The sequence below is a fragment of the Rufibacter ruber genome (assembly GCF_014138425.1).
GTDB classification, from domain to species: Bacteria; Bacteroidota; Bacteroidia; order Cytophagales; family Hymenobacteraceae; genus Nibribacter; species Nibribacter ruber_C.
Genome location: NZ_JACJIQ010000001.1, coordinates 197,734 through 220,757, shown reverse-complemented (window position 1 = coordinate 220,757; position 23,024 = coordinate 197,734). Strand labels below are relative to the sequence as shown.

Here is a 23,024-nt window from a genome sequence, read left to right as displayed (position 1 = left end):
AAAATTGATACTTTTGTACAGCCGGTTGACCAGAAGGTGAACGCGGCTGTTTCTGTGTATACCAAAGCGGTGGCTCACCCCACCTCCATAGCCCCTTATACATGAATCTTTCAACCAAGCTCTTTGCAGGCTTTGTTCTCATCTCCTTCATTTTCACAGCGGTGGCCATTGTCAACTACCGGCTCTCTGAAGATGTGATTGCCAACTCAGACTTTGTATCTGACTCCCAGAACATTACCCGCACCTCGGCCTCCCTGCAACGGAGCCTCATTGACATGGAGACCGGTCTGCGGGGGTATCTGCTCACCGGTAAGAAATCATTTCTGGAGCCCTACAACGTGGCCGCTGAACTTCTGCCCAGCCAGTTTTCGCTCCTCAAAGAATATGAGAAAGACCACCCAGAGCAGCTCAGGCGGGTAGAGGAGATAGAGGAACTGCACAAGCAGTGGCGGTATGATTTTGCCGAACCCCTCATTGAGGAAAAAGAGAGAGCCATGGCAGACACGCTCGCCAGCATTGAGGGCATCAGCAACCTGAAGCACGGCTACCTGGTGGTCAATGAAGAAGGCAAGCGCCTCACAGACCGCATGCGTATCTACTTCAAAGCCTTTAACACCATTGAGTTTGAGCGCCGGGCCGTGCGCAAGAACCGTCTGGATGAAAGTATAGCCGACACCCGCTACGTCTCCACCTCCCTCACCATTCTCTCAGTGCTGCTGGGCATGGGCTGGGCCTACTACATCACCCGCCTCATCACCCGCCGAATCATGAAAATGGTGAACCTGGCAGACAAGATTTCGCATGGCGAATACAAAACCCAGATTGAAGACAACGAGCACGATGAACTGACCCGCCTGTCTGACTCCCTGAACCGCATGGCGGCCACTATTGACAAAACCTTCACCGAGCTGGACAGCAAGAACAAGGAACTGGACCAGTTTGCCTACGTGGTGTCACATGACCTGAAGGCCCCGCTGCGCGGAATTGAGAACGCCTCCCGGTGGGTAGAGGAAGACATGGGCAAAGAACTGCCGGGCCACATCCAGGAATACCTCATGATGATGCGCATACGGGTGCACCGCATGGAGAACCTCATCAACGGCATTCTGGCGCTGGCCCGTGTGGGCAAGTCTAACCTGCAGGAAGAGAATGTTGACGTGCAGGCGCTATTATATGAACTGGTAGACATGCTCAACCCGCCGGCCGGTTTCCAGTTCCATATTCCCAGCCGGCTCCCCACGCTCAGGGCGGCCAAGGTAGAGCTGCAGCAGGTGTTCTCCAACCTCATGAGCAACGCCATCAAGTACCACCACGGCCCTGAAGGCAACATTACCATTCTGCACCGGGAGCTGGACGAGGTGCATGAATTCTCAGTGATGGATGACGGCCCGGGCATTGAGCCAGAGTACCATGACAGAATATTTGTGCTTTTCCAAACCCTGCAGGAGCGGGATGCCGTAGAAAGTACGGGGGTGGGCCTGGCTATTGTCAAAAAGATCATTGAACGACGCGGCGGCCAGATACGGGTAGAGTCTAAACTGGGCGAAGGCTCAGTCTTTACCTTCACCTGGCCCAAATTTAAATTGACCGACAGCTAAGAAGTCCCTATTTTTGAACCTTATTTAGTATCATTAAATAATAGATGATGAGTGATTCTCAACCTAGTATTTTGTTAGTGGAAGACGATTACCTTGACGCCATCAGTGTTGAAAGGGAGTTAAGAAAAATCAAAGTAATGGTCCCGCTGCACAAAGCTAAGAACGGTCGCGAGGCCTTGGCCATGCTGCGGGGTGAGCCCGGCATACCTAAGCTGAACCCGCTGCCCACTATTATTCTGCTGGACATTAACATGCCCAAAATGAACGGGATAGAGTTTCTGGAAGAGATTCGCAGAGACCCTTTCCTGGCGCACCTGAACGTGTTTATCATGACCACTTCCAGTGAAGACTCAGACCGCCATGCGGCCCAGAGCCTGAGAGTGAGCGGGTATATTGTAAAGCCGTTAACGTTTGACACCTTTAATGACGGCGCCTCCAGCCTGGACAGCTTTAGCCTGTTCTTAGACCTTTTGAAACTGAAACCCCAATAGCAGACCAACTACCTGCTACACCAGAAGGGCCAGCTTGTTCGCAAGCTGGCCCTTCTGGTTTTAGGCGGCGGTGCACCCGTGTTTTTGGCTTGTTTTCCCAAAAACAGCTTAAAAACAGGAAATTGCCGGTATTTGACACGGTTGCCCCTGTTCCGCCGCCGGCGGAACGCCATCATTCTCTTAGCCCCACGCCAGCTCCAGCTGCTCTGGCAGCAGCCTGAACGTGAGCCGGTGGTGCACGCAGGTACCGTAACCGGCAATGGCGCTTCGGTGGTGTTTGGTGGGGTACCCGGCGTTTCTTTCCCAACCGTACTGCGGAAACTCCTGCGCCAGCCGGCACATCAGCTCATCCCTATGGGTTTTGGCCAGTACAGACGCGGCCGCAATGCTGTAAAACCGGCCATCCCCTTTAACCATGCACGCGTGCGGTACGGCCTTGTAGGCTTTGAAACGGTTGCCGTCTACCAATAGATACTCGGGCTCTGCCTGCAGCTGGTCCAGCGCCCGGTGCATAGCCAGAAAAGAGGCGTTTAAGATATTGATCTGGTCTATCTCTTCGGGGCTCACCTCAGCCACGGCCCAGTGTACGGCTTCCCGGCACACCTCTTCGCGCAGCAGGTCCCGCTGTTTGGCGGTAAGTTGTTTAGAGTCATTGAGCAGCGGGTGAAAGTAATCTGGCGGCAGAATCACCGCCGACGCCACCACCGGCCCCGCCAGGCAGCCGCGGCCCGCCTCATCCAGCCCGGCTTCTAAGGTTTTCCCACTGTGGTTAGAGAGCAACATGGTAGAATTTTATCAATTTATCTTCAAAACAGGCTTCTAAGGTAAAAAATTCTCTTTAAGTGTGCTTTCCCTGATATAAAATCTTATATTCAAATTAATTAATATGGGAAAGCCTGCCGTGTGGGCAAATTCCCGGTTAGCAGTACTTTGTTCCACCCTATCATCAAAAAAATGAGTGACCTTTCTACCCCCCCGCATGAAATTCTGGAAAGCAGCGCTTTCAAAAAGTTAGTGAAGCAGCGCTGGTCGGTTTCCCTGGTACTCACCTTTGCCATGCTGCTGGTGTATTTCGGGTTTCTGCTGGTGGTGGCTTTCAACAAAGAGCTGCTGGCAAAAAAAATTGGGGCGTATGCCACCCTGGCCATTCCCGTAGGGCTGGGCATCATTCTGTTCGCCTGGGTTCTGACGGGCATCTATGTCTTCTGGGCCAACAGCAAATATGACTCCTCTGTTGAGGAATTAAAGAAGAAGATCTCCTAAGCACCTCTCACCTACCCATCACCTACCTACTAACAAATGCAACCTTCTCTCCTTCTGCAGGCGTTACCCGCCCCTGCCGCCTCTACGCTAGGCACCGCCAACCCGGTGTCTATTGGCATGTTCTTTCTTTTTGTAGCGGTCACCTTGTACATCACATACTGGGCGGCCAAGAAAACCAAAACCGGCTCAGAGTTCTACGCCGCCGGCAGAAACATCTCTGGCTTCCAGAACGGCCTGGCCCTGGCGGGCGACTATATGAGTGCGGCTTCCTTTCTGGGGATTGCCGGCATGGTGGCCACCAAAGGGTATGACGGTTTGATCTACTCCATCGGGTTTCTGGTGGGCTGGCCGCTCATCATGTTCCTGATTGCCGAACCACTCAGAAACCTGGGCAAATACACCTTTGCTGATGTGGTGGCCTACCGGCTGCGGCAGCGGCCCATCCGGATTGTTTCTTCCGTAGGTTCTCTCCTCACCATTGCGTTTTACCTGATTGCCCAGATGGTGGGCGCCGGCGGCCTGATCAAGACCTTGTTCGGGCTGGAATATGAGATTGCGGTGTTGGTGGTAGGCTGCGTGATGACCCTGTATGTGCTGTTTGGCGGTATGATTGCCACCACCTGGGTGCAGATTATCAAAGCGGTGCTGCTGTTGAGCGGGGCTACGGTTTTGGTGCTGCTGTCGCTTTCCAAATTCGGCTTTAGCCCGGGCAATCTGCTGGAGTCTGTGAGCACCAATTACGGACAGGAGATGTTGGCCCCGGGCGGCTATATCACTAATCCGTTTGACGCGCTTTCTCTGGGGCTGGCACTGATGCTGGGCACCGCCGGCCTGCCCCATATTCTCATGCGCTTCTATACCGTGCCAGACGCCAAAGCCGCCCGCAAATCAGTGTTTGTAGCCACCGGGTTCATTGGGTATTTCTATCTGCTCACCTTCCTGATAGGGTTCTCTGCCATGGCGCTGGTGGGCAAACCCGCCATTGAGGGCATTGACAAAGGCGGCAACATGGCCGCCCTCCTGTTGGCAGAGCAGACCGGCGGAACCGCTTTCTTAGGATTTATTGCCGCCGTGGCCTTCGCCACTATTCTGGCCGTGGTGGCGGGGTTGACGCTTTCAGGGGCCTCCAGCATTTCGCATGACCTGTACGTGCACGTGTTCAAGAACGGCGTTTCTAACGAGCAAGGCGAAATGAAAGTAGCCAAGCGCGCCACCATTGCCCTGGGCATTCTTTCTATTGTCCTGGGCCTTGTCTTTAAAGGGCAGAACGTAGCCTTTATGGTGGGTCTGGCTTTTTCTATTGCGGCCAGTGCCAATTTCCCAGCGTTGCTCATGTCTATCATCTGGAAACGTTTCACCACCAAGGGCGCCGTCTGGAGCATTGCCACCGGCGCGGTGTTGTCACTGGTCCTGATTGTGCTCAGCCCCACCATCATGGTTGACATCATGGGCTACGATGAAGCCATTTTCCCACTTAAAAACCCAGCCCTGGTGTCCATGTCGGGGGCCTTTCTGATGGGCATTCTGGTTTCCCTCCTAAAGCCCGAGCCCACTGCCGCCGCCAAATTTGAGTCAGAGAAACTCAGAACGTATTTAGGAGTAGGCGCCGAGTAGCGGCCTCTTTCTGTTTTGGGGCTGTTTTTCAAAAAACAGCCCCAAAACAGAAAGTTCTCCTGGTTCACAGCCAACGGTACTGCGGGCAGGCGCTCTAGAACCCTTCCCGGGAGGGAGTAATAAAGGGAGTCTTGAGTCCTGAGTTCTGAGTCCTGAGTATTGAGTTCTGAGTCTTGAGTCTTGAGTCCTTTCTTTTCATCTTAGGCAATTCAGCAGGAATGAAGTAGCAATGCCTGGTCTCGCAGCCGCGCCGCGGGGGCAGTCAGAGACCGCCCGTCCTCTGTAGGCACGATTCTGGGGACCCGCGCCAGCGCGGGAGTATCAGCTGGCGTTAGAAGGCACGAAAGTAACTTCCGCGCCATAGGGGGCGAAGAAGTGTGAGGCTGACCCAGATCGCAGACCTGAACCAGGTCACCAGCAACTCCCAAACAGTTATCTACTAAATCAGACCAGCAAAAGAAAATAAGAGCTGCAAGCCTGCGCCAGCGGGAGTTCAAGAATTTCAGCACGGGTAAACCAACACTGCGCATTGTCGCTGCCCGGCAGCGAGGGCAGTCAGAGACTACCCATCATCACCAGGCACGAGTCTGGAGACTCGCGCCAGCAGCTACAGCAGCCCCTATCAATATGTCACTAACAGTCTGCCACAGACATTCCACCACCCATGCCCCTGGCTGATGTGCGCAGCACGGGCTCGTCTTAGGCTAGCGGATCAGCAACGGTTACCTGCAGAGGCAGACATAACCAGACAAGCTGATCAGTGAAGGAACCTAAACCAGTCCTGGGGGTGAGCGCCTCTGTTAATACGGTGCCGCGTGAGCGGCAAGGCCGGAGGGCCTAGTTTTAACAGCAGTGCTCACCCCCAGGACGGGGCCCCGCGGCCGTGAGCGCTTAGCGGAAAAGATGAAACAACACAGTAAATAAACCACCGCGTCAAGCAGACCAGCCAAGGGAAAAACGGACTACACCTTCCTGCCGCAGCTAAGGGAACAGCAGACTCCGCATTGCCACTGCAGCAGCAGCAGCAGCGCCACAGCCAAGGGCACTACAGACTACGCATTCCGTCGTCAACCGTCACCGCCAGGGGAACAGCCCCCCTTTATACAAACAGGCAAGCCAAACCAAAAGAACGGCCACAAACGTATTCCTTACAGAAAGCACCAGAAGCACCTGCATTCCTAAAAACCAAACCACTAGTTTCTGCTTATTTTCTAAAAAACAGCCTAAAAACAGAAACAGGCAGCAGGCTGTGGCTTTCTTTTATTGCCACTTTTGCAAGAAACCCTATCTTTAAGCCCTCAAACCACCAATCTAACAAACATGGAGTACCGCTTAAACTCTCTTGAAGAATACCAAGAAGCTTATAAACAAAGTGTAGAGCACCCAGAAGAATTCTGGGCCGGTATCGCTGATAACTTTATCTGGCGTAAGAAATGGGACAAGGTGCTGGACTGGAACTTTGAAGAACCCAACGTGAAATGGTTTGTGAACGGCAAACTCAACATCACCGAGAACTGCCTGGACCGCCACCTGGAGAAACGCGGCAACAAGCTGGCCCTCATCTGGGAACCCAACGACCCCAAAGAACGCTACATACGCTTCACCTACCGTGAGCTGCATGAGAAAGTGTGCCTGATGGCCAACATTCTCAAGCGTAACGGCGTGCAGAAAGGCGACCGCGTGTGCATTTACATGCCCATGATTCCAGAGCTGGCGTTTGCCGTGCTGGCCTGCGCCCGCATTGGTGCGGTACACTCTGTTATATTTGCCGGTTTCTCGCACACGGCCATGGCCGACAGAATCAACGACGCCCAGGCCAAAGTGGTATTGACCTCAGACGGGCTCAACCGCGGCTCCAAGCAGATTCCGGTAAAACGGGTGGTAGACGAAGCCGTAGCCGATTGCCCCAGCGTAGAGAGGGTGATTGTGGTGGAGCGTCTGGGCTGGGCCGTGAACATGGTAGAAGGCCGTGATGTCTGGTACCATGAGGAACTGGAGCACGTTGACAAAAACTGCCCCGCCGAGGAAATGGACGCTGAAGACCTGCTCTTCATTCTCTATACCTCCGGCTCCACCGGCAAACCCAAAGGCGTGGTGCACACCTGCGGCGGCTACATGGTTTACACAGACTATACCTTTAGAAACGTATTCCAGTACAATGAGAGCGACGTCTACTGGTGCACCGCAGACGTGGGCTGGATCACCGGCCACTCCTACCTGCTGTACGGGCCACTGCTCTCCGGAGCCACCACGTTAATGTTTGAAGGCGTGCCCACGTTCCCAGACCCGGGCCGTTTCTGGCAGGTGATTGACAAGTTTGGCGTGAATATCTTCTACACCGCTCCCACCGCCATCCGGTCACTGATGGGCGCGGGGCTGGACCACGTGCTTTCCTATAGCCTGGACTCTTTAAAGGTGCTGGGGTCAGTGGGGGAACCCATCAACGAGGAAGCCTGGCACTGGTACCACATTCACGTGGGCAAAGAGCGCTGCCCGGTGGTAGACACCTGGTGGCAAACCGAAACCGGCGGCATCATGCTAAGCTCCCTGGCGGGCATCACGCCTATGAAACCCAGCCACGCCGGCTTCGCGCTGCCCGGCATACAGCCCCTTTTGGTAGACCAGGAAGGCAAGGAAATCACAGAAAACGAAGTAGAGGGCTACCTGTGCATGAAATTCCCGTGGCCCGGCATCATCAGGACCACCTACGGCGACCATGAGCGCTGCCGCCAAAGCTACTTCAGCAACTACAAAGGCCTCTATTTCACCGGCGACGGGGCCAAGCGCGACAAAGACGGCCTCTGGCGCATCATTGGCCGCGTAGATGATGTGATCAACGTTTCTGGCCACCGCTTCGGCACCGCCGAAATTGAGAATGCCATTAACCAGAACCGCCACATTGTAGAAAGCGCCGTGGTAGGTTACCCGCATGACGTGAAAGGCCAGGGCATTTACGCGTTTGTGGTCTGCGGTGACGAGGCCCCCGCCAACCCTGAGAACCTGAGGGCCGAGGTCATTGAGACCGTGGTAGACCAGATAGGCAAGATTGCCAAGCCAGACAAAATCCAGATTGTGAGCGGCCTGCCTAAGACCCGTTCAGGCAAAATCATGCGCCGCATTCTGCGCAAAGTAGCCGAAGGGGACACGTCTAACCTGGGAGACACCAGCACCCTGCTGGACCCGCCGGTGGTAGATGAAATCATTCAAGGAGCCCTGTAGGCCACTTCTTTCCCCGCCTAAGCAGTAGCTTTTAAATTTCCGTTTTCGGCCTGTTTTTCTCAAAACAGGCCGAAAACAGAAATTTTCATTTTGAGGGCATGCTAAACTTTTGAATTGGCAAGACCAGCAAGGTAAAGTTCTGAAGCTCATTCGCGTTTTTCCCTTTTCTATGGCTAGGAATCGTGCCTGACCCGGGCATGGCGCCAGCGTGCGCTTGAGCGTCTGTTTTAGGGCTACTTTCCCAAAAAGAAGCTCACTTACCCTATAGGCATAAGCGCACGTTTGCGCCATTGTCTGAAAAAAACGTGAAACAGCTTCTCTGTGAGAGTGAGTATTTTCTTGTACCGCTTCGCAGTGCCACAATGGCGGCAAGAATCAGAAGGCAGGCTTTGGGTATGGGCTTTTGCAGCACAAAGAAAAGTGCAAAGCAGCGCTTTTTCTACAGCCGGCCCTCTTCCTTCAGAAGCGGCACAAGTTTCAGAAACTGATCTTCTGTGCCGTCCCTTTCCAACACCTTGTTCCCACCAGAACCTTCATTTTTGTATCTATGTACCTTCCGCCGCACTACCAATTAAAAGACCAGGCAAAGCAGTTGGCATTCATGGAGGCCTATCCGTTTGCCACGCTCATCAGCCAGCAAGACAACCGGCCAGTAGCCACCCATCTTCCGTTTACCGTAGACGAAAGGGAAGGTCAGGTGCTCCTGCACTCCCATCTGGCCCGGGCCAATCTGCAATGGACCCAAATGATAGGCCAGGAGGTGCTGGTTATTTTCCAGGAGCCGCACGCTTATATTTCACCTTCCCTATATAACAAGACCATGAACGTGCCCACCTGGAACTACGTGGCGGTGCATGTATATGGCAATGTCCAATTAATTGAAGACCCTGCAACAGTATTCCCGCTCCTGGAGAAAATGATCCAGGCGTATGAACCAGCTTACCAGCAACAGTGGGCACAGCTGCCGCAGCACTACAAAGAAGCCATGGCGCGGGGCATAGTGGCGTTTGAGGTGAGGGCCACTCAGGTCCAGGGCAAGGAGAAACTAAGCCAGAACAAATCACTGGAAGAACGACAGCGCATTGCAGAACACCTGAAGCAAAGCGCAGAGAGTCCGGCCGTTGCCATTTCCCAATTCATGGAGTCAACCTTTTAAACCCAAACAGGGTATTGTAAGCGGCTGCTACACGGGCAGCTGTTCTTAAAAACCAGCACTATGTCTTTAGAAATTCAGCACGATACCAGCGCCCAACAGTTTACCGCCTACCTGGGGAAAGAGGAAATTGGAGAGTTGGCGTACGCGCTTCCAGAAGAAGCAGCTATTGATTTTCAGCACACCTTCATTGAGCAGGAGTACCGCGGCAAAGGCTACGCCGATCAACTCATCAAACATGGGCTGGAGTATGCCCAAGAAAAAGGGCTTAACGTAATTGCCACCTGCCAGGCCGTCGCCAGCTACTTGGAGCGGCACCCTCAGGCCTAATATATTTTCCGTTTTTGGGCTGTTTTGGCCAAAACAGCCCAAAAACGGAAACGTGTGGCACTTAGGCACGCTTACGTATTCAATTTGTACGCTTAATTAGCCAGAGCAGTGATTTAACCAGGGCAAAGGTGAGCCTCATGTGGCGCTCCCAAAGCCACGGAAGCACGAAAAACGGTACCTGCCATGAATATGGGCAGGCAAAAAGCCACGCTTCAACCGGCTCTGCTACTTCTCTGCCACTCCATTCCATCACGCCAGCGTATAGGTTTGGGAGAGCCCTAAAACGAAAAAAAGCCTTGGCTTCTTCTGGCCAAGACTCTTTTCTCTACAAACAAACCTAATAAAATTCTTAGCCTCTGGGAATGATCAGCTTCTGCCCTGGTTGAATCAGGTTAGGGTCTTTGATCTGGTCCAGGTTGGCCTGGTGTATCTTGTGCCACTGCTGGGCATCTCCGTAAAAACTCTTCGCAATCTTAGAAAGAGAGTCGCCGCTTTTAACGGTGTACGTGTCTTGGGCGGCGGCGGCGGGTTGCGCTGCGGCTGCCGGCTGGGCGGGATTGCTCTTAAAAAAGTCGTTATTGGCAGCGGGCGTTGAGGCAGGCTTCTGTACCGGCTTCTCTTCGCCCTTGTTTTTCAGAAAATCAAATAGTCCCATAGTCGTATTTTGGATTAAAACCGTTCACACGGTGTGTAGTGAGCTGGTATACAAGATAGTTCTTACGCACACTTTTGGGTTAGGTTTATTTTTATTCAGAGATAACTGCCGCCAGAAACCCACGTATTAAAGGCAGGTTTTCAGCAAAAGAAGACCGTATTTCTACTGAACTTAACCATACAACTATGAAAAAGAGAAATGTTTTGCCTTTTCAGGGATTGTTCACCTGGCTGGTGGTGCTCTGCCTCAGCGTGGCCACCATCAGCTGCGGCGGCAAAGACAAGGAGGGCGGCAACACCAAAATGATCTCCGGTGACAACAGCAAAACCTGGAAAGCCAATAAAGAGACCAACTCGGCCGGCGACAAGGAGAAGCTTTCCAGCCAGGAGAAAAAGGAGCAGGTACAGTTCTTCGCCAACGGGAGTTTTAACCAGACGTCCAGCACTGAGACGGCCAGCGGCACCTGGACGTATGACGCCTCTACCAAGACCCTGAGCCTCACCTACGCCAACAACAACGTGAGCCAGAACTTCAACGTGACTGAACTGACAGAAGATGAAATGACCCTGCAGGGCCCAGACGGCTCAACCCTGGAATTAGAAGCTGAATAAGCTGCTTTCAGATATACCTGAGCCCGCTTTGCCCTGGCAGAGCGGGTATTTTTTTAGACAGCAAAGAACCGAACAGCCAGACCTCCTTCTGTTTTGGGGCTGTTTTCAGAAAAACAGCCCCAAAACAGGAAACAATTGCTTTTCTTTCTGCTAATAGCCAAGGCCTCTCAAAGCTTGCTTCCCTTTGGGTTTTGCAAGCGAAAACGGGGAGCGAAAGCTTCTTCTACAGCTTTTTGACCAGCATAGCAGCTCAACAGTGCCAGGCAACCGCTTTGCCCGGTTCTTTTTGAGGCCCGTTTGCAGCGCGAAAGACAACTATCAACCTACTCTCAGGCTACTTTCACCTTACCTTAAACAACCAGCATGCGGCACCGGTGGCAGCTTTTTGAACTGGAAGACCAGACGTGGTTTCCGCACGTGGTGCGGCAGGGCATGATGGATGTGCTGCGGTTCCTGATTACCGGCCTGGGGATTTACAAACCCGTTGTTCCGCTCCTGCGGAAAGCGTTACGGCACCAAAACCAGAACCATCTGGTAGACCTCTGCTCTGGGGCGGGCGGCGGCATTCTGCAGGTGTGGCAGGAGTTGGAACGTACTTCAGGCCAGCGGCACACCATCACCCTCACAGACAAGTTCCCCAACGTAGAAGCATACCGGTATTTGGCCGCCCAGTCAGGCCAGGCACTCACCTACACCCCAGACGCTGTAGACGCCACAGCGGTGCCCGAGCACCTGGAGGGGTTTAGAACGGTCTTCTCAGCGTTTCATCATTTCTCACCGGCCACGGCCCAGGCCATCTTAGCAGATGCCGTGCGGCAGAACCAGGGCATAGGCATTTTTGAAGGCGCCGGGAAAAAGTGGTATGAACTGCTGCTGGTGTGGCTGGTGTTCCCGTGGCTTATCCTGCTCATCACGCCGTTTATCAGGCCGTTCAAATGGAGCAGGCTGTTTTTCACGTACCTGCTCCCCCTGATTCCGCTGGGTACGGTCTGGGACGGTACGGTGTCCTTGTTCAGAATGTACACGCCCCAGCACCTGCAGCAGATGGTAAACCAGTTGAACGCCCCCCATTACACCTGGCAGATTGGGCGCGCCCGGCACTGGAGCGGAACGGGGGTGTTGTACTTAATAGGTTTTCCTTCGTAAACTGCCGGTATGACGTCTTCTCTCACCAACGCGCTGCGGTTGCTCAGAATCCCGTTTTCACTGTTCCTGATGCCCATCTACTGGTTCGCGTTGAGCGCGGCCCCGCAGGTGGAGCCTTGGCGCGCCGCCGCGGTGTTCCTGATCCTGCACCTGCTGGTCTACCCGGCCAGCAACGGGTACAACTCGTATTATGACCGGGACGAAGGCAGCATTGGCGGGCTTAAACATCCGCCGCAGGTAACAGAGGCGCTGTACTGGCTGGTGCTGGCGTTTGATGGGCTGGCGGTGGTGCTGTCTGCGCTGCTGTCACTGCCGTTTGCCGGCATGGTGGCGCTGTACCTGCTCATCTCCAAGGCCTACAGTTACAAAGGCATACGATTGAAGAAGTACCCGTTGCTGAGTACTCTGGTGGTGGTGCTTTTCCAGGGAGGGTTTACCTTTGCCATGGTACAGGTAGGCAGCGGTGTAGAGCCTGGCACTATCTTATCTGGCCCCAATCTGCTGCTGGCACTGGTGAGCACCCTGTTTCTGTGCGGCTCCTACCCGCTCACGCAGGTCTACCAGCATGATGAGGACGCCAGGCGCGGTGACAGAACTCTCAGCCTGCAGTTAGGCCTCTGGGGCACCTTCCTGTTTGCAGGCGTTAGCCTGGCGGTAGCTGCCGGGCTGCTGCTCTACACCTACTGGCTGAGGAATGAGCTGTACCACGGGCTCTTTTTCCTGCTCTGCACGTTCCCGGTGGTGGTATTCTTCACCAGGTGGCTCTGGAAAGTAAAAAAAGACACGGCTGCCGCTGACTTTGACCATACCATGCGCATGAACAAGATTTCATCGCTGAGCATGAGCCTGGCCTTCATCCTGATGCTGGTGTGGTAGCATATTCTTAAAATAATTTAAGAACCAACCCTTCGTTACCGCGTAGTAGGGGGAAATCCCCTCGTATGAACACTTCCCGTTATTTGTATTTCCTGCTGCTGGCATGGGTCTGCGGCTGCCAGCCAGCCCATGAGAAGAACCCGCCGGAGGAAAACCAGCCGCCTACTACCGCCACGCTTCCGCCGTCCTCTAAAGAGAGCAAAGAGTTCCAGAAAATGCCTTTGCTGCACGTGGTGCAGAGAACGCATCAGTTCTCCATCAAGGGGGAACCAGATTATTTCAGGCTCACGCTACGCGGAGAGTCAGTGACCGCCGGGCAGGTAGAGTTTGTGATTACCACCAGAACCGGCCAGCAGATATACCAGGAGTTATTCTCAGCGGCAGACCTGGAGGCCAACATGGTGTATACCTTGAAACAGAACACACCACCAACCGCGGCAGAACGGGAAACCTATATTCTGAACCGGATGAATGAGTTTGTGCAGGATGCCAACTTTCTGACCCCGGCCATCTCCCAGGGCGCTACCCCAGACACGTCCCTGGTGAAGCTGTCTACGTGGCGGGAACTGCAGGCAAACAAAGGCACAATTGGGTTCAAGTACCTGTTGGGCAAAGAAGACGGCAGGCTACTGGTCTATGACCCTAAGCAGCAGAAAGCCATCAGGTACGGTAGCTTTGGCGGGTAGTGCTTCCCCTCCGTAAGGCTATACCTGTTTTAGGGCTGTTTTCTAAAAAGTAGCCCATAATCGGAAAGCATATAAAACAGAAAGCCCCGCCAGCAGGACTGGCGGGGCTTTCTGTTTTATGAACTCCCTATAAACTAGCTGTTCATGGAGATCAGGAACTCGTCATTGTCTTTGGTGCCTTTCATGCGATCTTTCAGGAACTCCATGGCTTCTACAGAATTCATGTCAGACATGAACTTGCGCAGGATCCAGACACGGCTGAGCTCGTCGCGGTCCATGAGCAGGTCTTCACGGCGGGTACCTGAGGCCGGTACGTCAATGGCTGGGTACACGCGCTTGTTGGCAAGTTTTCTATCCAGCTGAAGCTCCATGTTACCGGTTCCTTTGAACTCTTCAAAGATGACCTCATCCATTTTAGAGCCGGTTTCAATCAAGGCCGTGGCAATGATGGTCAAAGAACCGCCGTTCTCCACGTTTCGGGCCGCCCCAAAGAAGCGCTTAGGCTTGTGCAGGGCATTGGCGTCAACCCCACCAGATAGGATTTTACCGGATGACGGCACCACCGTGTTGTAAGCACGGGCCAAACGGGTAATAGAGTCCAGCAGAATCACCACATCATGCCCACACTCTACCATGCGCTTGGCTTTGTCTAACACAATGCTGGAGATTTTCACGTGGCGCTCAGCCTGCTCGTCAAAGGTAGAGGCAATGACCTCGGCTTTCACACTGCGGGCCATGTCGGTTACCTCCTCGGGGCGCTCATCAATCAAGAGAATCATGAGGTACACCTCGGGGTGGTTCTCTGTGATGGCGTTGGCAATCTCTTTCAGCAACACTGTTTTACCGGTTTTCGGCTGGGCCACAATCAAACCACGCTGTCCTTTCCCAATAGGGGCGAACAGGTCCATGATACGGGTAGAGTACTGGCTGGAGCGGGTGGTGAGTTTCAAACGCTCTTCGGGGAACAGCGGGGTCAGGTGCTGGAACGGGATACGGTCTCTGATTTCCTCAGTGGTACGGCCGTTTACTGAGTCTACTTTCAACAGCGCGAAGTACTTCTCCCCTTCTTTGGGTGCCCGCACCGTGCCTTTTACGGTATCACCGGTTTTTAACCCGAACAATTTGATCTGTGACGGAGACACATAAATATCATCTGGGCTGGCCAGGTAGTGGTAGTGCGCAGAACGCAGGAAGCCGTAACCGTCTTGCATCAGCTCCAGCACCCCCTCATTGGCAATCACGCCGTCAAACTCACGGTAGTTATTGTTGTTGTTGGCGTTTGTCTGCTGTGCCCGGTTCTGGCTGGGATTTTGGTTCTGGTCACGGCGGTTCTGCCAGTTGGGGTTGTTCTCGCGGTTGTTGCTATTGTTTTCCCGGGGCTCACGCGGCGTATTCTCGCGTGGTTCGCGCGGGGTGTTCTCCCGGGGCTCGCGGGCTGCGTTGGCATTCTCACGCGGCTGGTTTGGCTCCCGCTGCTCCCGCGGTTCACGGGTTGGCGTCTCGCGTTGCTGTGGCTCCCTTGGCACACGGCTCTCCCGGGGCTGGAACTCACGCGGCTGCATACGGCTTTCACGCGGCTCCCGGGTCTCAGGGCGGGCGCTCTCCCGAGCTTCAGGAAGGGCAGCGGCCGGGGTGCGCTCTGCACGGGCCGGGCGGGCGGTACGGGCCGGGCGCTCCGGTGCCGCAGCGGCTTCGGCTTTGGCCTCAAACAAGGAAAGGGGGGCTTCGGCCGCGGGTGCCTCTGCCACAGGCGCGGGCGCGGGAGCAGCCTCTGCGTCTGGTTGGGCTTCTGCCGCTGCTGGAGCTTTCTTATATTTTTTGGGGAGTTTGTCTTCAGGGGTGACGGCTTGCTGATCCAATATCTTGTAGATCAGGTCCTGCTTGCTGAGCTTCTTGAAGTTGGTCACGCCGAGGTTCTCAGCAATTTCTTTGAGCTCTGAAAGAAGAGAATCTTTCAACTCGTCAATGTTGTACATAAATAGAGACAATAATTAGCTATTCAGTTTATAAGCATAGCGGTTGCAGAACGCAACAGGCAGACAGATAAAACAGGAAAATGGTTTGAGTAAGAGTTTTTGAAGAACCAGAGTGGCGGTCGTTCTGAAAATGTAATGCAATGTTAGACAGCCTTGTTCTAATTTACAAGCAATACGAATCTTTTTATATAAATAGTTACACAAAATTCCAGAAAAAAGTGCCTATTGCCGTAGCCTATTTAAAATATTCTATTTTTGCGACAGAATAAACCCACACACCATGTTACAGGTACCCGTTTTACGTGAGCAGACTGACCTTGTGCTCAAAGGTCTGGAGAAAAGGAATTTCAAGAACGCCGCCCAGGAGATACAGGCCATCTTAGACCTGGACCAGAAGCGCCGCTCCCTGCAGACTGAACGGGATGAGCTGCTGGGCCGCGCCAACGCCCTGGCCAAAGAGATTGGCGGCCTCATGAAGAGCGGCCAGAAAGAGCAGGCTGAACAACTGAAATCTGAAACCGCAGACCTGAAACAGCGCACCAAGTCCCTGGACGAGGAGGTGCAGCAACTGGAGCATGACCTGCAGCAGGCGCTCTATAAAATCCCTAATATCCCGCATGAGAGCGTACCCGCCGGCAAGTCTGCCGAAGACAACGAGGTGGTGCTGGAGCACGGCACCATTCCGGCGTTGCCTGAAAATGCCCAGCCGCATTGGGACCTGATCAAGCAGTATGACATCATTGACTTTGACCTGGGGGTAAAAATCACCGGCGCCGGTTTCCCGGTGTACAAAGGGCAGGGTGCCCGTCTGCAGCGCGCGCTCATCAACTTCTTCTTAGATGAGGCCCTCCAAGCCGGCTACGCCGAAGTGCAGCCCCCTATTGTGGTCAACGAGGCCTCTGGCTACGGCACCGGCCAGCTCCCTGACAAGGAAGGCCAGATGTACCACGCCACCGCCGACAACCTGTATTTAATTCCTACCGCCGAGGTGCCCATCACCAACCTCTACCGTGATGAGATCATTCCTGAGGGCGCGCTGCCCATCAAGAACGTAGGCTACACGCCCTGCTTCCGGAGAGAGGCCGGTTCCTGGGGAGCCGATGTGCGCGGCCTGAACCGCCTGCACCAGTTTGACAAGGTGGAGATTGTGCAGATCCAGAGCCCAGAGAAGTCATATGCAGCGCTGGAGGAGATGAGCCAGCACATACAGGGCCTGTTGCAGAAACTGGAGCTACCGTACCGCGTGCTGCGCCTCTGCGGCGGCGACATGGGCTTCACCTCTGCCCTCACCTATGACATGGAGGTGTACTCTGCGGCCCAGGGCCGATGGCTGGAAGTGAGCTCTGTCTCTAACTTTGAAACCTACCAGGCCAATAGACTGAAGCTGCGCCAGCGCACCGAAGGCGGCAAACCGCAGTTGCTGCACACCTTGAACGGCAGCGCCCTGGCGTTGCCCCGTATTGTGGCGGCCCTGCTAGAGAACAACCAGACCCCAGAGGGTATCAAGTTGCCGAAGGCACTGCACCGCTATACTGGCTTTGAGATGATCACCAGGTAGTGGCTCGTCTTTAAATTCACTCCATTAAAAAGAAGCCCGGGCGTTTTGGCGCTGTTTTTCAGAAAACAGCGCCAAAACGCCCGGGCTTTTCTATTCACCCTGAAAGGAGAAGGAAACTACTGGCTGCCCTTCTCCTCTTCCTTTTCGTTGTTGGCACCTGTTCTTTTTCATGGCTGCACGTTACCGCTTCTGAAACGCCTGCCTGCTCTGCTATTCCTTTGAAAACTGCTGCTGCTGCTGCTGCTGCTGCTGCTGCTGCTGCTGTGTTGAACGCAGGAGGCTGTATCATCTGTCAGCAGCAGTGGCAATGGTAGTCTGCTGTTTCCCTTGACGGGGCTACTAAACGCCGTGCCTCACTAATTTAATCTTCTCTTTGCTGCTGTTGGCATACATCGTCTTGTTTCGTCTTGAGGCTGGGTGGGTTGAGGCTGCCCTTACTGTTGGAGTGCGGAGTCTGCTGTTCCCCTGGCTGCGGCAGGTATGCGTAGTCTGCTGTTCCCTTGGCTTTAGCGCTTGTCGCGGTGGTTTAGTAGCTGCATTGTTTCATGTTTTCCGATAAGCGCTCACGGCCGCGGGGCCCCGTCCTGGCGGTGAGCACTGCTGTTAAAACTAGGCCCTCCGGCCTTGCCGCCGGAGCGGCACCGTATTAACAGAGGCGCTCCCCCCCAGGACTGGTTTGGTTCCCCACCTGTAGCTGCTTGTGCTGCTCTCTCTGCCTCTGCAGGTAACCGTTGCTGATCCGCTAGCCTGTGGCGAGCCCGTGCTGCGCACATCAGCCAGGGGCAGAAGTGTTGATTAACCCAGGTGCCACTGGCAGAAGTGTTGATTGTTTATTGTTGTTTGTTTACTTATTGCTGCTTGTTTGTCACAATCTCTGGTTCAGGTTTCCAACCTGGACCTGTGGTGGCGGAAGCTTTCAGCTTCCATGGGGCGGCAGCCTCACATGACTTTTGCTTCTTCTGCCCTCTATGGCTCGGAAGTTACTTCCGTGCCTTCTAACGCCAGCTGATACTCACGCGCTGGCACGGGCCCCCAGACGCGTGCCTACAGATGACGGGCGGCCTCTGGCTGCCCCCGCGGCACGGCAGCGAGAGCAGGCATAGCTGCTTCATTCGTGCTGAATTGCCTAAGATGAAAAGAAAGGACTCAGAACTCAAGACTCAGAACTCAGGACTCACTCCAATACTCCCCCTTTGAAGGGGGCGAAGGGGGATGTTGACACAGGAGGACACGCATTGCAGATACTCCCCTCCTCGGAGCATGGCTGTTAAGTTCTATTCCAGTAGTTTGTTTTCTTCTGGAAGGCATTGCCATTACTGTGGGTTTTGAGCCTCTCGGCTCACTGGAGTTGCAAACTTCCGCATCCTAGGTCCAAGTTGGAAACTTGAACCAGCTCTATTTTTAGAAGGTAACGGCCCTACCCTCCTCAGAGAGGTTGGGATGGGTTCTGCACATTGCTATCTTATCACAGTTCCCAGTGAATCTGGAGACACACGAGGGCACGAGCTGCAAGCCCGCGCCAGCGCTTATTTAGACATTAATCACTAAGCAATCAGCCGTTCTTCAAAGACCTCGTAGCGTCCGGAGGACCTGTGTGCGTCTTTGCCAACAGCTATCCCAATCCTGATAATTTACCTAATCCTGTAAATCCTGCTTCTTACCAATTGCACCACCCTCATCCTGGCCTTCTCCCCGGGGGAGAAGGAACTCCGCCGTTTGCGTTTCCGGCCTGTTTTTCTGAAATCAGCGATAAAACAGAGATTAGGGATTCTGTGCCAAGGCGGCAGTCAGTTCGTCTGGCGACGGGTTTTTCATGGGCGGCAGCTCCCCTACCACCACCATAGGAAACCGGACTTTGCCGCGGTTCATGTCTTTGATGGCCTGCAGGGCGGCATCACTCTGCTCTACATTGAGGTAGTCATAGGCCACGCCGTGTTCCTGGAAGTAGCTTTGAATGGCAATAGTCTTTTTGCACCAGTCAGCGCCGTAAAGAAGGGGAATAGCCGCCATAGCAGTTGAAAGTTGGTTTGGCGTTTTTTTACGTGTTTTCAGAAAAACAGGCCAAAAACGCACGTACTGCTGGCTACGCTTTCTGCCCCGCCACCGGCAAGGTGAAGTCAAATTTGATTTCGCGCATGCACCGGAAGTGTGTCTGCGGGCATTTGGAGTAGCCAATCTTGGAGCACGGGCGGCAATAGAGGTTCTTTACTTCCAGCACTTCAAAATCTGAGGTGAAGGGGTACATCCCAAATTCGGGCACCGTGTTTCCCCAGATGCTGTAGATTTTCTTCTGGAACGCGGCGGCTATGTGCATCAAACCGGTGTCATGGCTGAAAACAGCAGTGGCCTGCCGCACCAGTGAGGCTGAGCCGTTGAGGTTGTATTTACCGCAGGCGTTGTAAATGGCCAGGCGCGGGTGATCGGCTTTCTTGCTCAGGAACGGCTCGGTCTGGAAGTACATCTCCATCATGTTGGCCACGTCTGTGTCTTCTTTTCCGCCCAGGAGCACCACGGGGGCGTTGATTTTCTCGCAGAGTTCAATAAGCCGGTCAATGGGCAGGCGTTTGGTGTAGTGCTGCGCGCCAATGGCCAGGGCGTAGTAGCCGTTCTGGTGGGTCTCTGGCAGGGAAGAAATTTCTACTTCGTCTTTAGACGGAATGAAATAATCCAGCCCCTGCCCATCGTTCTGCACGCCCAGCGGGGCCGCCGTCTCCAGATAGCGGTCTACAATGTGCACCTTGGGCATGCGGTTGACCTTGAACTTGACCAGCAGCCATTTGCGGTAGTTGAGTTTGTTGAAACTTCGGGCGGGACGCCCCAAGCGGGCTTTCAAAATACGGGTTCTCAGGTTATTGTGCAGGTCCAGCACCAGGTCATAGTTTTCGGCCTTGAGTTGCTGCAGCAGGTCAGAGAGCGATTTCTCCAGGCAGAACACTTTGTCTACGTACGGGTTGCTGGCCACAAGACTGCGGAAGGCGGCTTTGGTACAGAAATGCACCTCGGCGCCGGGCACCTGCTGCTTCACACACCTGATGACCGGGGTGGTCAGCACAATGTCGCCAATGGACGAGAACCGGATAATGAGGATTTTTTTCAAACTGACTGCGGTTGACCTTCGGCAAAGGTACGGGTCTTGGCGGGAGTTTCCCAGCGTTGTAGCACTTGCGTTTTAGCGCTGTTTTCTGAAAAACACCGCCAAAACAGCTATGATGGAAAGCGCTACCGCGAGGTAAGAGAGGTAGTCTTTGTTTGGTGTTTGCGGCTGCGGTTGCTTTGGGTGGCTGTTCCGGTAGGCGTTGAGGAGAGCGTATTCTAGCATCCAGTTTTTGAGGAGGAGGGGCGCAGACGTTGCTATTCCCCTATCAGGTGATGCCCTAATCTCAGTTTCTGGTGTTTCATCTGAAAACAAAAAAGGTGGAATTTGGGAAGTAGGGAATTTATCTATGCTTCTTGTTATGCCACAAGAAGGAATTTCAATTGTACCGTCATCCTCATAAATAGCATAGATAATTGATAAACCTTCTTTGGGTAAGCTAGGGCAGCTGGTATTTACCTCATATTTGAATACTGAGTCAGTTCTTATGTTTCCTTTAAAAACGTCTATAACCTTTACTGAGACAACATCATCCTGCTCAGCAGGCGAAATTTTCCCTATAAAAATTAAGGACGATTTGTCCATATATTTTTCAACCACGGGCATCCAATTGTTTAAATTTTGTACACGGCACTCACAGGCATTGGCGCGTTCCTCAGTCACCAATAGTAAGACCAGGATCAAGTGTAGTTGTATCGCTTTCTTCATAAGATTTTTAATGTGACCTTCTGCTCCCTTTCCAGATGCACTCTCTGCTCTTTTTCCATAAAGAGCCGTCTTAGGCACAGACGCTCGCAGGTCTGGGAGACGCTACGAGGTCTTTTGAGCAGGCTTATAGGATATGCAACACAAAGAAGCCTGCAACTTTCGCCGCAGGCTTTCTCTTTCACATTACTAGCAACTCCTCTCTCCTGTCATCCTGAAAGGATCTTAGGGAACAGTGGACGAACGGTAATAGCATTACTATAACGCTCTTCTAGTTCGCCCACAAGCTCCTTTCAGGATGACAAAAATGGGAGAAAGCAATTAGCCGTTGAGCAGATAATTCTAGCTCCTGTATGGAGGTTAATTCAAACTGGAACGCTTACAACCCATACTTATCCAGCAGGTACACCAGCGCGGCCATAGAGGCGCCGCCTAGCTCCAGCTCCCGCTTGTTTACTTTGTCAAAGGTGTCATTGGCGGTGTGGTGAATGTCAAAGTAGCGCTGCGTGTCTGGCCGGAAGCCGATGAGCGCCACGCGGTCGTCTTTCAACGGCCCGATATCGGCCCCGCCGCCGCCGCGCTCTATGTCATGTAGGCCGTAGGGCGCCAGCAGTTGTTTCCAGCTGAACAGTTTCTGGAACACCGGTTCGTTGGGAGCGGTAATCCCGAAACCGCGGGGCGTGAACCCGCCGTTGTCTGACTCAATGGCCGCTATGTGCCTCTCGCCCTGCTGTTTGGCCACCTGGGCATACTTGGTGCCGCCGCGCAGGCCGTTTTCTTCGTTCATGAACATGACCGCCCTAATGGTGCGCTTGGGTTTGTAGCCCATAGCCTTGAGCAGGCGCAGCACCTCCATAGACTGCACACAGCCGGTGCCGTCATCATGGGCCCCTTCGCCAATGTCCCAGCTGTCCAGGTGGCCGCCCACCACAATGATCTCCTCTGGTTTCTCAGAGCCTTTGAGTTCGCCAATCACGTTGTAGCTGAGCACGTCTGGCAGCCACTGCGGGTTCAGGCGCATATGGAACTGCAGTTTAGCATCTTCTCTGAGCAGGTTGCTGAGCAGGTCAGCGCCTTTGGTACTGATGGCCACGGCAGGAATTTTAGGGGCATCTTCTGCGTAGCGGAGGCCGCCGGTGTGGGGGAAATCATCTGTGTTGGAGGCCATGGAGCGCACCACCACGCCCACGGCACCCAACCGCGCCGCCTCAGAAGGGCCGCTGGCGCGTTGGTCTACCGCGCCGCCGTAGGCCCGGTTTGTATGGATATGGGTTTGGTCAAAGCCGCGGTTGAAGAAGACAATTTTCCCCTGCACCTTTCTTTTGCCCAGTTTCTTGAGTTCGTCCAGACTTTTCACCTCCACCACCTCGGCGGTGAGGCCGTTGGCGGGCGTGGCCACTGAGCCGCCCAGCGCCAGTACGTTCACTTCACGGGAGGGGGAGATGCTGGAGTTGACAATGGCCGCATGCTCTTTGTCGCCGCGCACCCAGTGGGGCACCATCACCTCCTGCAGGTAGACGCGGTCAAGGCCCATCTGCTCCATCTCCTGCCGGGCCCACTCTACTGCCGCCGCCGCCTGCGGTGAGCCGCTCAGCCGCGCGCCAATGCGGCCAGTGAGGTAGCGCAGCTGCTCATAGCTTTTCCCGTTGGTGAGGGCTTGGTCATACATTTTCCGGATGAAGAGCGAATCCTGGTGCTGGGCAGAGGCCGTCAGGGGAAAGGAGAGCGCCGCCGACAGGGCCATGTGTTTGATAGTTTTGATCATGAAAGGTTTGGGTAAAAGATCAGCGTGAGGCCGCTAAGATAGCCTAATTCTCTTTTGACCGCTGCCCAATTTTCAACTTCTGTTTTCGGCCTGTTTTTGGGGAAACAGCCTGAAAACAGAAGAAAAAGATTTCTGCCCCAGTGACCACGGACAAAGAAGGGGCATCTAACCTCCCCCGCCCTGGGGGCTGTGTAAAAAAGATGGCCGTTACCGGCTCAATTTTCACACCTGTAAATCAACGCATTACATGTGCCTACAGTTTAATTAATACAATTTTTACACCC

19 protein-coding genes are annotated in these 23,024 nt (G+C 53.9%); 12 read left to right on the top strand and 7 right to left on the bottom strand.

Features of this window, described 5'->3' with window-relative positions; genetic code table 11:
• The first annotated feature begins 101 nt into the window (after nt 1–101).
• Both FHS90_RS00885 and FHS90_RS00880 read left to right on the top strand, forming a co-directional pair.
• Complete coding sequence (locus FHS90_RS00885; protein ID WP_182511222.1) at nt 102–1,598, top strand: sensor histidine kinase; 1,497 nt, start codon at nt 102–104, stop codon at nt 1,596–1,598.
• 77 nt (nt 1,599–1,675) lie between these two features.
• Nucleotides 1,676–2,089: a response regulator gene (locus FHS90_RS00880; protein ID WP_343049531.1), complete on the top strand. Its 414-nt coding sequence runs from the start codon at nt 1,676–1,678 to the stop codon at nt 2,087–2,089.
• Nucleotides 2,090–2,269: 180 nt separating this feature from the next.
• On the opposite strand, the gene FHS90_RS00875 is transcribed toward FHS90_RS00880, so the two are convergent.
• Nucleotides 2,270–2,872, bottom strand: coding sequence for a ribonuclease HII (locus FHS90_RS00875; protein WP_182511221.1), 603 nt, complete (start codon nt 2,870–2,872; stop codon nt 2,270–2,272).
• 171 nt (nt 2,873–3,043) lie between these two features.
• Between FHS90_RS00875 and FHS90_RS00870 the strand changes: the two genes are divergently transcribed.
• The 5 genes from FHS90_RS00870 to FHS90_RS00850 all read left to right on the top strand — a co-directional run bounded on the left by FHS90_RS00870 (nt 3,044) and on the right by FHS90_RS00850 (nt 9,668).
• Nucleotides 3,044–3,352: a DUF485 domain-containing protein gene (locus FHS90_RS00870; RefSeq protein WP_066830962.1), complete on the top strand. Its 309-nt coding sequence runs from the start codon at nt 3,044–3,046 to the stop codon at nt 3,350–3,352.
• 36 nt (nt 3,353–3,388) lie between these two features.
• Nucleotides 3,389–4,966, top strand: coding sequence for a sodium:solute symporter family transporter (locus FHS90_RS00865; RefSeq protein WP_182511220.1), 1,578 nt, complete (start codon nt 3,389–3,391; stop codon nt 4,964–4,966).
• A gap of 1,320 nt (nt 4,967–6,286) precedes the next feature.
• The gene (gene acs / locus FHS90_RS00860) at nt 6,287–8,185 is read left to right on the top strand and encodes an acetate--CoA ligase (RefSeq protein ID WP_066830966.1); all 1,899 of its coding nucleotides are present in this window, start codon (nt 6,287–6,289) and stop codon (nt 8,183–8,185) included.
• A 547-nt stretch (nt 8,186–8,732) separates the two neighbouring features.
• Complete coding sequence (locus tag FHS90_RS00855) at nt 8,733–9,341, top strand: FMN-binding negative transcriptional regulator (protein WP_182511219.1); 609 nt, start codon at nt 8,733–8,735, stop codon at nt 9,339–9,341.
• A 60-nt stretch (nt 9,342–9,401) separates the two neighbouring features.
• Nucleotides 9,402–9,668 carry a GNAT family N-acetyltransferase gene (locus FHS90_RS00850; RefSeq protein WP_066830970.1) on the top strand — a complete coding sequence of 89 codons (267 nt, stop codon included), beginning with the start codon at nt 9,402–9,404 and terminating at the stop codon, nt 9,666–9,668.
• Between the two features lie 349 nt (nt 9,669–10,017).
• On the opposite strand, the gene FHS90_RS00845 is transcribed toward FHS90_RS00850, so the two are convergent.
• Nucleotides 10,018–10,323 (bottom strand): LysM peptidoglycan-binding domain-containing protein, encoded by a 306-nt coding sequence (locus tag FHS90_RS00845; RefSeq protein ID WP_066830972.1) that lies wholly within the window; start codon nt 10,321–10,323, stop codon nt 10,018–10,020.
• 185 nt (nt 10,324–10,508) lie between these two features.
• Between FHS90_RS00845 and FHS90_RS00840 the strand changes: the two genes are divergently transcribed.
• From FHS90_RS00840 to FHS90_RS00825, 4 genes are all read left to right on the top strand, one after another.
• Nucleotides 10,509–10,934, top strand: a complete 426-nt coding sequence (locus FHS90_RS00840; protein ID WP_066830974.1) for a lipocalin family protein — start codon at nt 10,509–10,511, stop codon at nt 10,932–10,934.
• A gap of 363 nt (nt 10,935–11,297) precedes the next feature.
• Complete coding sequence (locus FHS90_RS00835; protein ID WP_066830976.1) at nt 11,298–12,080, top strand: hypothetical protein; 783 nt, start codon at nt 11,298–11,300, stop codon at nt 12,078–12,080.
• A gap of 9 nt (nt 12,081–12,089) precedes the next feature.
• Nucleotides 12,090–12,956, top strand: a complete 867-nt coding sequence (locus FHS90_RS00830) for a UbiA family prenyltransferase (protein ID WP_182511218.1) — start codon at nt 12,090–12,092, stop codon at nt 12,954–12,956.
• A 65-nt stretch (nt 12,957–13,021) separates the two neighbouring features.
• Nucleotides 13,022–13,642 (top strand): hypothetical protein, encoded by a 621-nt coding sequence (locus FHS90_RS00825; protein ID WP_182511217.1) that lies wholly within the window; start codon nt 13,022–13,024, stop codon nt 13,640–13,642.
• A 134-nt stretch (nt 13,643–13,776) separates the two neighbouring features.
• On the opposite strand, the gene rho is transcribed toward FHS90_RS00825, so the two are convergent.
• Nucleotides 13,777–15,618 (bottom strand): transcription termination factor Rho, encoded by a 1,842-nt coding sequence (gene rho, locus FHS90_RS00820; protein ID WP_182511555.1) that lies wholly within the window; start codon nt 15,616–15,618, stop codon nt 13,777–13,779.
• A 280-nt stretch (nt 15,619–15,898) separates the two neighbouring features.
• Here rho and serS point away from each other — a divergent pair, with 280 nt between their 5' ends.
• Entirely contained in the window at nt 15,899–17,176 is a 1,278-nt protein-coding gene (gene serS / locus FHS90_RS00815; protein ID WP_182511216.1) for a serine--tRNA ligase, read from the top strand.
• Nucleotides 17,177–18,937: 1,761 nt separating this feature from the next.
• Here serS and FHS90_RS00810 read toward each other — a convergent pair.
• From FHS90_RS00810 to FHS90_RS00795, 4 genes are all read right to left on the bottom strand, one after another.
• Nucleotides 18,938–19,186: a glutaredoxin family protein gene (locus FHS90_RS00810; protein ID WP_182511215.1), complete on the bottom strand. Its 249-nt coding sequence runs from the start codon at nt 19,184–19,186 to the stop codon at nt 18,938–18,940.
• Nucleotides 19,187–19,259: 73 nt separating this feature from the next.
• Nucleotides 19,260–20,273: a glycosyltransferase family 9 protein gene (locus FHS90_RS00805; protein ID WP_182511214.1), complete on the bottom strand. Its 1,014-nt coding sequence runs from the start codon at nt 20,271–20,273 to the stop codon at nt 19,260–19,262.
• Nucleotides 20,274–20,345: 72 nt separating this feature from the next.
• Entirely contained in the window at nt 20,346–21,056 is a 711-nt protein-coding gene (locus FHS90_RS00800) for a hypothetical protein (RefSeq protein WP_182511213.1), read from the bottom strand.
• A 298-nt stretch (nt 21,057–21,354) separates the two neighbouring features.
• Nucleotides 21,355–22,740, bottom strand: a complete 1,386-nt coding sequence (locus FHS90_RS00795; RefSeq protein ID WP_182511212.1) for a M28 family peptidase — start codon at nt 22,738–22,740, stop codon at nt 21,355–21,357.
• Between the last annotated feature and the right edge of the window lie 284 nt (nt 22,741–23,024).

What these genes read in the sequence shown, in the direction of transcription:
- FHS90_RS00885 (WP_182511222.1), top strand. Translation starts at nt 102, where the DNA reads ATGAATCTTTCAACCAAGCTCTTTGCAGGCTTTGTTCTCATCTCCTTC.
- FHS90_RS00875 (WP_182511221.1), bottom strand. Translation starts at nt 2,872, where the DNA reads ATGTTGCTCTCTAACCACAGTGGGAAAACCTTAGAAGCCGGGCTGGAT.
- FHS90_RS00870 (WP_066830962.1), top strand. Translation starts at nt 3,044, where the DNA reads ATGAGTGACCTTTCTACCCCCCCGCATGAAATTCTGGAAAGCAGCGCT.
- FHS90_RS00865 (WP_182511220.1), top strand. Translation starts at nt 3,389, where the DNA reads ATGCAACCTTCTCTCCTTCTGCAGGCGTTACCCGCCCCTGCCGCCTCT.
- acs (WP_066830966.1), top strand. Translation starts at nt 6,287, where the DNA reads ATGGAGTACCGCTTAAACTCTCTTGAAGAATACCAAGAAGCTTATAAA.
- FHS90_RS00855 (WP_182511219.1), top strand. Translation starts at nt 8,733, where the DNA reads ATGTACCTTCCGCCGCACTACCAATTAAAAGACCAGGCAAAGCAGTTG.
- FHS90_RS00850 (WP_066830970.1), top strand. Translation starts at nt 9,402, where the DNA reads ATGTCTTTAGAAATTCAGCACGATACCAGCGCCCAACAGTTTACCGCC.
- FHS90_RS00845 (WP_066830972.1), bottom strand. Translation starts at nt 10,323, where the DNA reads ATGGGACTATTTGATTTTCTGAAAAACAAGGGCGAAGAGAAGCCGGTA.
- FHS90_RS00840 (WP_066830974.1), top strand. Translation starts at nt 10,509, where the DNA reads ATGAAAAAGAGAAATGTTTTGCCTTTTCAGGGATTGTTCACCTGGCTG.
- FHS90_RS00835 (WP_066830976.1), top strand. Translation starts at nt 11,298, where the DNA reads ATGCGGCACCGGTGGCAGCTTTTTGAACTGGAAGACCAGACGTGGTTT.
- FHS90_RS00830 (WP_182511218.1), top strand. Translation starts at nt 12,090, where the DNA reads ATGACGTCTTCTCTCACCAACGCGCTGCGGTTGCTCAGAATCCCGTTT.
- FHS90_RS00825 (WP_182511217.1), top strand. Translation starts at nt 13,022, where the DNA reads ATGAACACTTCCCGTTATTTGTATTTCCTGCTGCTGGCATGGGTCTGC.
- rho (WP_182511555.1), bottom strand. Translation starts at nt 15,618, where the DNA reads ATGTACAACATTGACGAGTTGAAAGATTCTCTTCTTTCAGAGCTCAAA.
- serS (WP_182511216.1), top strand. Translation starts at nt 15,899, where the DNA reads ATGTTACAGGTACCCGTTTTACGTGAGCAGACTGACCTTGTGCTCAAA.
- FHS90_RS00810 (WP_182511215.1), bottom strand. Translation starts at nt 19,186, where the DNA reads ATGGCGGCTATTCCCCTTCTTTACGGCGCTGACTGGTGCAAAAAGACT.
- FHS90_RS00795 (WP_182511212.1), bottom strand. Translation starts at nt 22,740, where the DNA reads ATGATCAAAACTATCAAACACATGGCCCTGTCGGCGGCGCTCTCCTTT.